The sequence below is a fragment of the Pseudomonas sp. 20P_3.2_Bac5 genome, assembly GCF_025466035.1.
GTDB lineage: Bacteria > Pseudomonadota > Gammaproteobacteria > Pseudomonadales > Pseudomonadaceae > Aquipseudomonas.
Map to the genome: position 1 here is coordinate 19,993 of NZ_JANLOA010000118.1, position 12,922 is coordinate 32,914.

Below are 12,922 nucleotides of genomic sequence, written 5' to 3' on the forward strand. Positions count from 1 at the left end.
ATAACCTGTGTGACATCACGGAGGCTGCCTGGGTTACAGGTGGACGACGGCGAGATCGAGGCGACCGTGGTCACCGTCTGAGTGCTCCCCCCGTGGCGGAACATGATGGGTTTTCATGATCTGCTCGCCCTGCAGGGTTTCGAGGTGAATATCGAAGCCCCAGAGACGGTGCAGGTGCTTGAGGACTTCCTCGGTGGAGTCGCCCAGTGGTTTGCGGTCGTGTTGTTGGTGGCGCAGGGTGAGCGAGCGATCGCCGCGGCGGTCGATGCTCCAGATCTGCACGTTGGGTTCGCGGTTGCCGAGGTTGTACTGGGCCGCCAGGGTTTCGCGAATGACGCGGTAACCGCTCTCGTCATGGATTGCCGGGACCAGCAGGTCGTCGCGCTGATCGTCATCCATGATGCTGAACAGTTTCAGATCACGAATGACCTTGGGCGAGAGGTACTGCAGGATGAAGCTCTCGTCCTTGAAGCTGCTCATGGCGAACTTGATGGCGGACAGCCAGTCGCTGCCGGCGATGTCGGGGAACCAGCGGCGGTCCTCTTCGGTTGGGTGCTCGCAGATGCGGCGAATGTCGGTGTACATGGCAAACCCCAGCGCATAGGGGTTGATGCCGCTGTAGTAGGGGCTGTCGAAGCCGGGCTGGAACACCACACTGGTGTGGGACTGGAGGAATTCCATCATGAAACCGTCAGTGACCAGGCCTTCGTCGTACAGGTCGTTCATCAGCGTGTAGTGCCAGAAGGTTGCCCAGCCTTCGTTCATTACCTGGGTTTGACGCTGTGGATAGAAATACTGGGCGATCTTGCGCACGATGCGCACGATCTCACGCTGCCAGGGCTCCAGCAGCGGCGCATGTTTCTCGATGAAGTAGAGAATGTTCTCCTGAGGCTCGGCAGGGAAGCGGCCGGCGTCCTTGTCGCTGGACTTGTCAGCTCCTTTAGGGATGGTGCGCCACAGGTCGTTGATCTGCTTCTGCAGGTGTTCTTCGCGGTCTTTCTGCCGACGTCGCTCTTCTTCGGCGGAAATCGGGTAGGGCCGTTTGTAGCGGTCGACGCCGTAGTTCATCAGGGCGTGGCAGGAGTCCAGCAGGTCTTCCACGGCGTCGATGCCGTGGCGCTCCTCGCACTGGGTGATGTACTGCTTGGCGAACACCAGGTAATCGATGATCGAACTGGCGTCGGTCCAGGTGCGGAACAGGTAGTTGCCCTTGAAGAAGCTGTTGTGCCCGTAGCAGGCGTGAGCCACCACCAGGGCCTGCATGCAGATGGTGTTTTCCTCCATCAGGTAGGCGATGCAGGGGTCGGAGTTGATCACGATCTCGTAGGCCAGGCCCATTTGACCGCGGCTATAGGATTTTTCCGTGCTCAGGAAGTGCTTGCCGTAGGACCAGTGGTGATAACCCAGCGGCATGCCCACCGAGGCGTAGGCGTCCATCATCTGCTCGGCGGTGATCACTTCGATCTGGTTGGGATAAGTGTCCAGGGCGTAGCGCTCTGCCAGGCGGCTGATCTCGCGGTCATAAGCCTGGATGAGCTCGAACGTCCACTCGGACCCGGTGGAAATGGGATGGCGTTTCTGCTCTCTGGCGGTCATGTCACTAACCTGCGCTGGAAGAGTTCACGGAAGACCGGATAGATATCGCCGGCCGACACCAACTGTTGCTGGGCGAACGTGTCAGCAAAGGCTTCGCCGATACGTTCGTATTCGTACCAGAGGGCCTGATGTTCGCGGGGCGTGATTTCGACGTAAGTGTAGTACTGCACGAACGGCATGATCTGCTTGCTGAGGATCTCCCGGCAGATGGGCGAATCGTCGTTCCAGTTGTCACCGTCCGAAGCTTGGGCGGCGTAGATGTTCCACTCGCTGGCCGAATAGCGTTCGGCCATGATTTCCTGCATCAATTTCAGCGCGCTGGAGACGATGGTGCCGCCGGTTTCGCGTGAATAGAAAAATTCTTCTTCGTCCACTTCGCGGGCGCTGGTGTGATGGCGGATGAATACCACTTCGATACGGTCGTAATTCCGCTTCAGGAACAGGTACAGCAGGATGAAGAAGCGCTTGGCGATGTCCTTGGTGGCCTGGGTCATGGAGCCGGAAACGTCCATGAGGCAGAACATCACGGCTTTGGAGCTCGGGTTCGGGTGTTTGACCAGCAGGTTGTACTTGAGGTCGAACGTGTCAAGGAAGGGGATGCGGTGGATACGGGCGCTCAGGCGCTCGATTTCCGCCTCGATTTCCTGAATGTCGCCGAAATTGTCGGGTTCTTCGCGTTTCAGCCGTTCCAGCTCTTCCCGTACCTCGCGCAGGCGCGCGCGGCTGCTGCCGGACAAGGCGATGCGCCGGGCATGGGCCGAACGCAGGGTGCGGATGATATTGATGCGCGACGGGTTGCCTTCGTTGCTGATGCCGGCGCGTACGGTCTTGAAGGTGTCGGTGCCGGTCAGGTGGCGTTTGACCAGGTTGGGCAGTTCCAGGTCTTCGAACATGAATTCGAGGAACTCTTCCTGGGTGATCTGGAAAACGAACTCATCCATGCCTTCGCCGGAATTGCCCGCCTTGCCACGGCCGCCGCCGCCCCCGCCGCCTTGTGGGCGCGGAATGTGCTCGCCAGCAGTAAATTCCTTGTTCCCAGGATGAACCACGGTCTGTTTGCCACCACGTCCGTGGTGAAGAACAGGTTCGTCGATATCGCGTCCGGGAATGCTGATCTGCTCGCCGTGTTCCATATCGGTAATGGAGCGGCGGCTTACGGCTTCCTCGACGGCTTTCTTGATGTGGTCACGGTAACGCCGCAGAAAGCGCTGGCGATTGACCGTGCTCTTGTTCTTGCCGTTCAGGCGTCGGTCGATTACATAGCTCATGGGCCCCTCCGGTAATGCAGCCGCAAGCGTCAAGCTACGCGCTGCAAGTAAAAGCATCCGCCGCCACCATGAGCTGCGCGGTGTGCCTTGGGCACCCGCGACCAGCTCGTGGCTTGTGGCCTACTGCTTGCAGCTTTTACTGGGATTTTCTGACCCGCAGGTACCATTCCGAGAGCAGGCGAACCTGTTTGTCCGTGTAGCCGCGCTCCACCATCCGCGTAACGAAGTCGTTGTGTTTCTGTTGATCCTCTTTGCTGGCCTTGGCGTTGAAGCTGATGACGGGCAGAAGGTCCTCGGTGTTGGAGAACATTTTCTTCTCGATGACCACCCGCAGTTTTTCGTAGCTGAGCCAGGTCGGGTTCTTGCCGTTGTTGTTGGCCCGGGCGCGCAGTACGAAGTTGACGATCTCGTTGCGGAAATCCTTCGGATTGCTGATGCCGGCCGGCTTCTCGATTTTCTCCAGTTCTTCGTTGAGCGCGATGCGGTTGAGGATCTCGCCGGTTTCCGGATCGCGGTATTCCTGATCCTGAATCCAGAAGTCCGCGTACAGCACATAGCGGTCGAAGATGTTCTGGCCGTATTCGCTGTAGGACTCCAGGTAAGCGGTCTGGATTTCCTTGCCGATGAACTCGATGTAGCGCGGCGCCAGGTATTCCTTCAGGAAGCGCAGGTAGCGTTCGCGCACTTCGGCTGGGAATTGCTCCTGCTCGATCTGTTGTTCCAGCACGTACAGCAGGTGAACCGGGTTGGCCGCCACTTCATGAGGGTCGAAGTTGAACACCTTCGACAGGATCTTGAAGGCGAAGCGGGTCGACAGGCCGTTCATGCCTTCGTCCACGCCAGCGCTGTCGCGGTACTCCTGGATCGACTTGGCCTTTGGATCGGTGTCCTTGAGGTTTTCACCGTCATAGACGCGCATTTTCGAATAGATGTTCGAGTTTTCCGGCTCTTTGAGGCGCGAGAGAACGGTGAACTGGGCCAGCATTTTCAGGGTGTCGGGCGCGCAGTGCGCCTTGGCCAGGGAGCTGTTGAAGAGAAGTTTGTCGTAGATCTTGATCTCGTCGCTGACGCGCAGGCAATACGGCACCTTGACGATGTAGATCCGGTCGATGAACGCCTCGTTGTTCTTGTTGTTGCGGAAGCTGTGCCATTCCGATTCGTTGGAGTGGGCCAGCAGGATCCCGGAGTAAGGGATCGCCCCCAGGCCTTCGGTACTGTTGTAGTTGCCTTCCTGGGTCGCGGTCAGCAGCGGGTGCAGGACCTTGATCGGCGCCTTGAACATCTCGACGAATTCCATCAGGCCCTGGTTGGCCCGGCACAGCGCGCCCGAATAGCTGTAGGCATCGGCGTCGTTCTGCGGGAATTCCTCGAGCTTGCGGATATCCACCTTGCCCACGAGGGCCGAGATGTCCTGGTTGTTCTCGTCGCCCGGCTCGGTCTTGGCCACGGCGATCTGGTTGAGGATCGAAGGGTAGAGCTTGACCACCTTGAATTGGCTGATATCGCCGCCGAATTCGGCCAGGCGCTTGGTCGCCCAAGGCGACATGATGGTGCTCAGGTAGCGACGCGGGATGCCGAAGTCTTCTTCCAGAATCGCGCCATCCTCGGTGGCATTGAACAGCCCCAGTGGTGACTCGAAGACCGGCGAGCCCTTGATGGCGTAGAAGGGCACCTTCTCGATCAGTTGCTTGAGTTTTTCCGCCAGGGACGATTTACCGCCACCTACCGGGCCGAGCAGGTAAAGGATCTGTTTCTTCTCTTCCAGACCCTGTGCGGCATGGCGGAAGTAGGAAACGATCTGATCGATGCATTCCTCCATGCCATGGAAATCCTCGAAGGCCGGATAACGCCGGATGACCTTGTTGGAGAAGATTCGCGACAACCTGGAGTTGTTCGAGGTGTCGACCAGTTCCGGCTCCCCGATGGCCATGAGCAGGCGCTCAGCCGCCGAGGCGTATGCGCTGCGGTCGTTCTTGCAGAGCTCTAGATACTCCTGCAGCGAGAGCTCTTCCTGACGGGTGGACTCGAAGCGTTGTTGGAAGTGGCTAAAAATACTCATGACGTCACCTCGCTCGATACGTGGAGCCGACGCCGGATCAGTCAGCTGATGCTGGCATGCAATCGGGATGGACGATTGCTGTATACCCCCCAGAACACCTTGAAATCGCTACCGATGACCCGCACGCCGGTGTACCGGCTCTCCCCTTTTTGGATGGCCTGGGCTTAAGGATAGTTCGGAATCCGGGAGGTCAAGGACGGAAGGGCGATAAGTTCGCCATGACCGTTCGTCTGGTCAGGCGCGAGCCCGCACGGGACGCGGGCTGCGGGGAATTTAAAAAATTATTCGGACGTCCCTTGGCTGGTTTCCGCCGGGTAGGTGCCGCGCCACAACTCGAAACCGCCGTCGAGGCTGTAGACCTCCGAGAAGCCCTGGCCAGCCAGGTACGCCGCCGCGTTCTGGCTCGAGTTGCCGTGGTAGCAGACCACCACGGTGGGGGCGTCCAGGTCGGCGTTGCGGATGAAGTCGGCAACCGACTGGTTGTCCAGGTGATGGGAGCCTGCGATGTGGCCAGTGGCGTAGCTTTGAGGGTCGCGAATGTCGACCACGACCGCGCCTTGTTCACGCAGCGCCTGGGCCTGCTCGGGAGGGATGCGTTTGAATTCGCTCATGGGGCGGTTTCCTTCAGCAGTGGCGGGCCATTCTAGCCGTTTGTGTGGGGCGTGGCAGGTGGGGCCGAGGGGCCTTTGGGCTTGCAGTCGCAGCGCTGGATTTCGCCGCTGTCGACATTCATCAGGGTCATGGCGCCGCCCCACACGCAGCCGGTGTCCAGGGCGAAGACCCCAGGCGCATTGCAGCGGCCTTCAAGGGCCGCCCAGTGGCCGAAGATGATCTTCACGTGCCGCGAGCGGCGGTCCTTGTGGGCGAACCAGGGCTTGTAGCCGGGCGGGGCGGTGTCGGCGCCTTCCTTGCCCTTGAGGTCGAGCTTGCCGTCCACGGTGCAGAAGCGCATGCGGGTGAAGTAGTTGGTGATGACGCGCAGGCGGGTGACGCCGGTCAGGTCCTTGTTCCACTTGGCCGGTTCGTTACCGTACATGCCGTCCAGGTAAGGCTTGAGGCGGTTGTCGTCGCGCAATACCTCTTCGACCTCGGCGGCCAGGGCCAGGGCCTTGGCCAGGGTCCACTGCGGTGGAATGCCGGCGTGAACCATCACCGTGCCGCGGGCTTCGTCGAAATGCAGCAGCTTCTGCTGGCGCAGCCAGTCCATCAGCTCCGGTGCGTCCGGTGCGTCGAGCACTTCGCGCAGGGTATCGCTCTTTTTCAGTCGCTCAATGTTGTGCCAGGCCGCCAGCAGGTGCAGGTCGTGATTACCCAGCACGCAGACCAGCGAGTCGCGCATGCCATAGAGGAAGCGCAAGGTTTCCAGGGACTGCGGGCCGCGGTTGACCAGATCGCCCACCAGCCACAGACGATCGACGGCGGGGTTGAAGTTGACCCGTTCGAGCAGGCACTTGAGCGGCTCCAGGCAACCCTGCAGATCGCCGACGGCATACGTCGCCATCAGTGCAGGGCCCCGGGAACGGCAAGGCGGAACGGCGCGATCACCGCTTCGAAGCGCACGCCGTCTTCGGCGAACATCTGGTAGCTACCTTGCATGGTGCCGACCTTGGCGGACAGCACCGCACCGCTGCTGTAGGTGTGGCTCTGGCCCGGTGCGATCAGTGGCTGCTGCCCCACCACGCCGTCTCCGCGAATCTCTTCCACCTTGCCGCTGCCATGGGTGATGACCCAGTGACGGGAGATCAGCTTGGCCGCCAGGGCGCCGTTGTTGCTCACCGTGATGGTATAGGCGAACGCAAACTGCTCGTTCTCGGGGTTGGACTGTTCCGGGAGGAAGCGGGTGACGACGCTGACGTCGACCTGATAGCGCGGTTCGGACATGCGAGGGGCCTTCAATACAAGCGGATGTTGCGAAGGAGTCAGTCTAGGCCATTGGCCGGTGCGCCGGCCAGCTTCAGACGGAAGCTGGCCGGGCTTGTATTACTTGGCCGGCGCTTGCTCGGCCAGCTTGTCCGCCAGACGGACAAACGCGGCCAGGTCGAGCTGCTCGGGACGCAGGCTGCCGTCGACACCGGCGGCTTCGATGGCATCGCTGCTGAGCAGGGCCTTCAAGGTGTTGCGCAAGGTCTTGCGGCGCTGGTTGAAGGCTTCGCGAACGACGCGCTCCAGCAGGCGGTGGTCCTTGGCCGGATGAGGCAGGGTTTCGTGAGGCACCAGGCGTACGATCGCGGAGTCGACTTTCGGTGGCGGATTGAATGCGCCCGGGCCGACGTTGAACAGGTGCTCGACCCGGCAGTGGTACTGCACCATGATCGACAGGCGTCCCCAGTCGCCGCCGCCAGGGCCTGCGGCCAGGCGCTCGACTACTTCTTTCTGCAGCATGAAGTGCATGTCGCGGATCAGGCCGGCGTTGTTCAGCAGGTGGAAGATCAGCGGGGTGGAGATGTTGTACGGCAGGTTACCGACCACCCGCAGGGCGCGTGGTTCGGCGCCGAGTGTGGTGAAGTCGAACTTCAGCGCGTCGCCCTGGTGCAGGCGGAAGTTGCTGCGGTCGGCAAATTGCTGGTTGAGGATCGGCACCAGGTCCTTGTCCAGCTCCACCACGTCCAGTTGCGCGCCGCTGCTCAGCACGCCTTCGGTCAGGGCGCCCTGGCCAGGGCCGATCTCCAGGATGTGTTCGCCGGCCTTGGCATTGATGGCGCGCAGAATTCGATCGATCACGCCAGCGTCGTGCAGGAAATTCTGACCGAAGCGCTTGCGCGCCCGGTGTTGGTATTGCTCAGTCATAGTCGGGTCTCGGCCATCTGGTAGGCGGTTTCCAGTGCGACCTGCAGGCTGCCTGTGTCGATCTTGCCGGTGCCGGCAAGGTCCAGAGCGGTACCGTGATCCACCGAAGTGCGGATGATCGGCAGGCCGAGGGTGACATTCAGTGCGGCGCCAAAGCCCTTGAACTTGAGCACGGGCAGGCCTTGGTCGTGGTACATCGCCAGCACTGCATCGCAGTGCTCCAGATATTTGGGGGTAAACAGTGTGTCGGCGGGCAGCGGACCGCGCAGGTCCATGCCTTCGCCACGCAGGCGTTCCAGCGTGGGCTCGATGATGTCGATTTCCTCGCGACCCAGATGGCCACCTTCGCCGGCATGCGGGTTGAGTCCGCAGACCAGGATGCGCGGAGCGGCGATACCGAACTTCTGTTGCAGGTCGGCATGCAGGATCCGCGTGACCCGCTCGAGGCGTTCGACAGTGATGGCGTCGGCCACATCGCGCAGGGGCAGATGGGTTGTCACCAGGGCAACGCGCAGGCCTCGGGTGGCGAGCATCATGACGACCTGGGCGGTGTTGGTCAGTTCGGCGAGGAATTCGGTGTGTCCGGAGAAAGCGATGCCGCTCTCGTTGATCACGCCCTTGTGTACCGGGGCGGTGATCATGCCGGCGAAGTGCCCGTCCAGGCAGCCCTGCCCGGCGCGGGTCAGGGTTTCCAGGACGAAGGCGGCGTTGGCCTTGTCCAGCGTGCCCGCGACTGCCTTGTTCGCCAGTGGCGTATCCCAAACGTACAGGCTGCCGGCTTTGGCGGGCTGATCGGGGAAGGCAGCGGGGCTGACTGGCAGCAGTTCGACAGCCACACCCAGTTGCGTGGCCCGCTCGGCGAGCAGGTCACGGCTGGTGATGGCAATCAGGGGATAAGGCTGGGCTTGCGAGGCGAGCAGCAGGCAAAGGTCAGGACCTATGCCGGCCGGCTCGCCGGGTGTGATGGCGAAGCGCTGAGGTTTCACTGGGCTGCCTGTTCGGCGCCAGGAAGCTTGATCTCGACGTAGGCTTCGTCGCGGATCTGACGCAGCCAGCTTTGCAGCTCTTCGTCGTACTTGCGGTTGCGCAGTACGGTCATGGCCTGTTGCTCGCGGGCCTGGGCAGTGCTGTCAGTGGCGCGACGACCAAGGACTTCCAGTACGTGCCAGCCATACTGGGTCTGGAACGGCTTGGACACTACGCCTTGTTGGGCGTGGGCCATGACTTCGCGGAACTCGGGTACAAGGGCATTCGGGTCGATCCAGTTGAGGTCGCCGCCGTTGAGCGCCGAGCCCGGGTCTTCCGAGAAGCTCTTCGCCAGTTCGGCAAAGTCTTCACCCGCCTGGATGCGATCGTACAGGCGCTGGGCCAGGACCTTGGTCTCGGCTTCGCTGCGGATTTCGCTTGGCTTGATCAGGATGTGGCGTACATGGACTTCATCACGCAGCTGGGTTTGGCCGCCGCGCTTTTCCTGCAGTTTTAGGATGATGAAGCCGCCTGGCGTACGGATCGGCTCAGTGACGTCACCAACTGCCATGGAACCGAGCATCTTGTCGAATGGAGGTGGCAACTGGGCCGCTTTGCGCCAGCCCATCTCGCCGCCTTCCAGCGCGGTTTCGCTAGCAGAGCGGGCGATTGCCAGCTGGGCGAAGTCGGCGCCTTGCTTGAGCTGCTGATAGATCTCGCCGGCCTGACGGGCAGCGGCCTGGATCGCGTTGGAACTGGCGCTTTCCGGAGTCGGGATCAGGATGTTGGCCAGACGGTATTCTTCCGACAGCTGCACCTTGCCCAGATCCGAAGCGAGGAAGTTCTTCACTTCCTGCTCGGACACCTGGATGCGCTCGGCAACCCGGCGCTGGCGGACGCGGCTGATGATCATCTCGCGACGAACCTGCTCGCGGGCGTCATCGAACGACAGACCATCATGGGCCAGGGCAGCACGGAACTGCTCCAGGCTCATGTTGTTGCGTTGGGCGATGGTGCCGATGGCCTGGTTGAGTTCTTCATCGGTGATGCGGATGCCGGAGCGTTCGCCGATCTGCAGTTGCAGGTTTTCGACGATCAGACGTTCCAGCACCTGCTGGTCGAGCACGCTGGTAGGCGGCACCGCGCCGCCCCGCTTGGCGATGGTCTGCTGAACTTCGTGGACGCGCTGGTCCAGTTGGCTCTGCATGACCACGTCGTTGTCGACGATGGCGACGATCTTGTCCAGGGTCTGCACCGCGGCGTGCGCGGTGCTGCTCAACATCACGGCGCCCAGCACTAGCGGGCGCAGACAATCAATAAGCTTGGTCTTCACGTGTACGGTAACCTTGAATGCCTTGATCGAGGAACGACTCAACCTTGTTGCCCACTACACCACCGAGGCCTTTCAGCACGATCTGCAGGAAGACGCCGTGGTCGCCTTTTTCGTTTTGCGGTGCGTCCTGGCTGAATTCGTCGTAATCGACCCAGTAGCGGTTGATCAGACGCAGCTTCCAGCAGCAGTTGTCATATTCGAAACCACCGAAGGCTTCCAGGGTGCGGTTGCGGTTGTAATCGTGCTGCCAGCGAGCGATTGCGGTCCACTGCGGAACGATCGGCCACATGACGGAGAAGTCATGTTGCTGGATCTTGTAGTAGTCCTTGACGTAGCCCGGTTGGCCTGGAGTTCCGTAGTCGCCGCCTCCCACTGACCATTTACCGGTGGTTTGGTCGTAACGGACCAGATCATTACGGTAGCGGTAGCCGAAGTTGACGATCTTGTTGACGTTATCTTCAGGCTGGTAGTGGAACATGGCGCTTCCGGAACGAGTACTGCGCGTATCCGGGTCCCAGTTGAAGTCGGAAGTCACACGCCAGTCACGATTGAAGCGGAGTTCGTACTCCATGGCATAGGGCGACACGTCAGAGGTCGAATCCTGGCGGATACTTCCGTCAATGCCAGGCAATTGAACCTTGCGATCCTTGAAGTACAGTGCTTGGCCAATACTGAAGCGCTGGCGTTCAAAGCCGTTCTCTTCGATCCAGCGGTTAGTGAGACCCAGAGAGAGCTTGTTCTCGTCACCGATACGGTCATTACCGCTGAAGCGGTTGTCGCGGAAGAGAGAGGAATAGCTGAAGGTCGACTCGCTCGTGTCGAAGATCGGAATATCGCTCTGATCTTTATATGGCACGTAGAGGTAGTACAGACGTGGCTCAAGGGTCTGGCGATAGTTTTTGCCAAACCACTGAGTGTTGCGATCAAAGTACAGACCGCTGTCCAGGCTAGCAACGGGGATGCTTCGGCTCGGGCTTTGGTCGTAGCTGGCAACCTGACTTCTGCCTCTCGAGTCCAGATCCAGATCGTACTGGGTATGGACATACTTCAGCGTCGGCTTGAGGAAGCCGTAGGTCCAGTCCATCGGCAAACTGACCTCTGGCGCCAGGTTGACCCTGTTACCGTTGGCGCGAGCCAAGCCTGATACGTTGTTGTCATACCAAGAGGAAAGCTCGCCTTTTTCGTTGCTAAAGTCACCGGAGCGCAGGCTGCGTTCAAAACGCACGAACTCGGTGTTGTAAGCGAAATTCAGGCCCGCCGGTTTGTAAGGGAGCACACCGGAAGCAAACACCTGTGGAAGGCGGTTATAGGGTGTAATCGTTGAGATGTTCGCCATTTCATAGGCATGGACGTTCAATCCAGCCGTAAAACTATCGCCGCGCCAGCTCAGCCCCGCGCGCTGATTGACGTAGTCGGTGCTTTCCACACCAATTTGGTCCGATTCCAGATCCTGGAAGTAGTAAGGATCGCTGATGTCGGTGTAGTCGACTTCAGTCAGCAGGCGCGAGTCCAGCCCACCTTTATGCTGCCAGTTGATCATCCAGCGCTGGTCCTTGTAATCGGACATCTCCTTGCGCTCGTCATCTTTGTCATTCAACCACGCCCCCCCAAACTGCCCCTCGCTGGACTTGGTCAGGTAGCGGAATTCGCCTTCCATCAACAAGCCGCGCTTGGCCATGTAGCGTGGGTACAAGGTGGCGTCGTAGTTTGGCGCCAGGTTGAAGTAGTACGGCGTGACCAGCATGAAGCCGGTATCGCTGCTGGTGCTGAAGGACGGTGGCAGGAAGCCGGACTGGCGACGATCGTCGATCGGGAAGTAGATATACGGGGTGTAGAACACCGGAATATCTTTGACCCGCAGGGTGACGTTGGTCGCGGTGCCGAAACCGGTAGCCGGGTTCAGAGTGATGTTGTTGCCCTTGAGCTGCCAGGCGTTGCTGTTCGGCTCACAGGTGGTATAGGTACCGTCCTTGAGGCGAATGATGGCGTTCTCGGCACGCTTGGCGTACAGCGCGTTACCGCGGATGCGCGATTTGTGCATCACGTATTCGGCGTTGTCGACCTTGGCTTCACCGGTGTCGAGCTGGATGTCGGCGTGATCGCCCACCACCAGCGAACCGTTGTCGCGGATTTTCACGTTGCCGCTCAGCTCGCCGCGGTTCTCGGCCTGGTACAGGTTGGCCTCGTCGGCCTCGACCTGCATGCTGCCCTGGCGCATGACCACGTCACCCGCGAGGGTGGCGATCTGCTGTTCCTGTTGGTAGCGAGAGACCTTGGCGCCGATGAAGGTCGGCGACTCGTCCTTTGGCGTGCTGTCATCCATGCCCGGACGGGTGGGTTCAATATAGGCGCCGGAGCAGTACGGGCCGGTCTCGGCGAGTTGCGCCGCAGTCAGCTTGTCACGCGGAACCCAGTCCAGGTGGCTGTAATCGGCGCTGCGGGACTTCAGTCCACGACCTTTGCTCTCGGTCACCAGCGTGGTGCCGGTGCCTTTCGCCTCGGCAGTGCCTGCGGCGACCTGCTCTGGCGTGGCATTGGCCGAACTGACGGCCGCACCGTCGTGCACCGGGCGCGGCGGAAGGGCGTTCACGCTGGTCTTGGGCTTGCAGTCCCAGCTACCGGAAGCGGAAACTTGGCAGTCGAACTGCTCGGCGGCCACCACGTACGACGTGGCCAGGGGTTGCAGTGCCAGCAAACCGCCGGTGACCAGCAACGGGAATTTTCTACGAAACGCGGGGGATTTCAATGCCATCTTATTAGTCCGGGCTTCCTGCGTGCCATCTGCCCGCGTGTGGGGCCGCACGCCTCTCGATGGTCTGAAAAAGATGCTGGATAATAAAGCATGACCCGCTTGGCGGCTAGGCTCTCTACGAAATGCGTCCCGGCTCGCTTGCGTTGCGTTGTAAATGCGCT

At 60.6% G+C, this 12,922-nt stretch carries 10 protein-coding genes; all 10 read right to left on the minus strand.

Features of this window, described 5'->3' with window-relative positions; translation table 11 throughout:
- Positions 1 to 33 precede the first annotated feature (33 nt).
- Entirely contained in the window at positions 34 to 1,596 is a 1,563-nt protein-coding gene (locus NTD88_RS21540) for a SpoVR family protein (RefSeq protein ID WP_095156161.1), read from the minus strand.
- The gene (locus NTD88_RS21545) at positions 1,593 to 2,864 is read right to left on the minus strand and encodes a YeaH/YhbH family protein (protein WP_095156160.1); all 1,272 of its coding nucleotides are present in this window, start codon (positions 2,862 to 2,864) and stop codon (positions 1,593 to 1,595) included. The genes NTD88_RS21540 and NTD88_RS21545 overlap by 4 nt, the downstream gene beginning before the upstream one ends.
- Positions 2,865 to 3,000: 136 nt before the next feature.
- Entirely contained in the window at positions 3,001 to 4,923 is a 1,923-nt protein-coding gene (locus NTD88_RS21550; RefSeq protein ID WP_095156159.1) for a PrkA family serine protein kinase, read from the minus strand.
- A gap of 281 nt (positions 4,924 to 5,204) precedes the next feature.
- A complete protein-coding gene (gene glpE, locus NTD88_RS21555; protein ID WP_095156158.1) occupies positions 5,205 to 5,534 on the minus strand; it encodes a thiosulfate sulfurtransferase GlpE in 330 nt (109 codons plus the stop codon).
- A 32-nt stretch (positions 5,535 to 5,566) separates the two neighbouring features.
- The gene (locus tag NTD88_RS21560; protein ID WP_095156157.1) at positions 5,567 to 6,424 is read right to left on the minus strand and encodes a symmetrical bis(5'-nucleosyl)-tetraphosphatase; all 858 of its coding nucleotides are present in this window, start codon (positions 6,422 to 6,424) and stop codon (positions 5,567 to 5,569) included.
- Positions 6,424 to 6,804 (minus strand): Co2+/Mg2+ efflux protein ApaG, encoded by a 381-nt coding sequence (apaG, locus tag NTD88_RS21565; protein WP_095156156.1) that lies wholly within the window; start codon positions 6,802 to 6,804, stop codon positions 6,424 to 6,426. The genes NTD88_RS21560 and apaG overlap by 1 nt, the downstream gene beginning before the upstream one ends.
- A 99-nt stretch (positions 6,805 to 6,903) precedes the next feature.
- Positions 6,904 to 7,710 carry a 16S rRNA (adenine(1518)-N(6)/adenine(1519)-N(6))-dimethyltransferase RsmA gene (rsmA, locus tag NTD88_RS21570; protein WP_262153386.1) on the minus strand — a complete coding sequence of 269 codons (807 nt, stop codon included), beginning with the start codon at positions 7,708 to 7,710 and terminating at the stop codon, positions 6,904 to 6,906.
- Positions 7,707 to 8,696: a 4-hydroxythreonine-4-phosphate dehydrogenase PdxA gene (gene pdxA, locus NTD88_RS21575; protein ID WP_095156154.1), complete on the minus strand. Its 990-nt coding sequence runs from the start codon at positions 8,694 to 8,696 to the stop codon at positions 7,707 to 7,709. Before pdxA ends, rsmA begins: the two co-directional genes overlap by 4 nt.
- Positions 8,693 to 10,009 (minus strand): peptidylprolyl isomerase SurA, encoded by a 1,317-nt coding sequence (surA, locus tag NTD88_RS21580; protein ID WP_095156153.1) that lies wholly within the window; start codon positions 10,007 to 10,009, stop codon positions 8,693 to 8,695. Before surA ends, pdxA begins: the two co-directional genes overlap by 4 nt.
- Positions 9,990 to 12,761 carry an LPS-assembly protein LptD gene (locus NTD88_RS21585; protein WP_262153385.1) on the minus strand — a complete coding sequence of 924 codons (2,772 nt, stop codon included), beginning with the start codon at positions 12,759 to 12,761 and terminating at the stop codon, positions 9,990 to 9,992. The genes surA and NTD88_RS21585 overlap by 20 nt, the downstream gene beginning before the upstream one ends.
- Positions 12,762 to 12,922 lie beyond the last annotated feature (161 nt).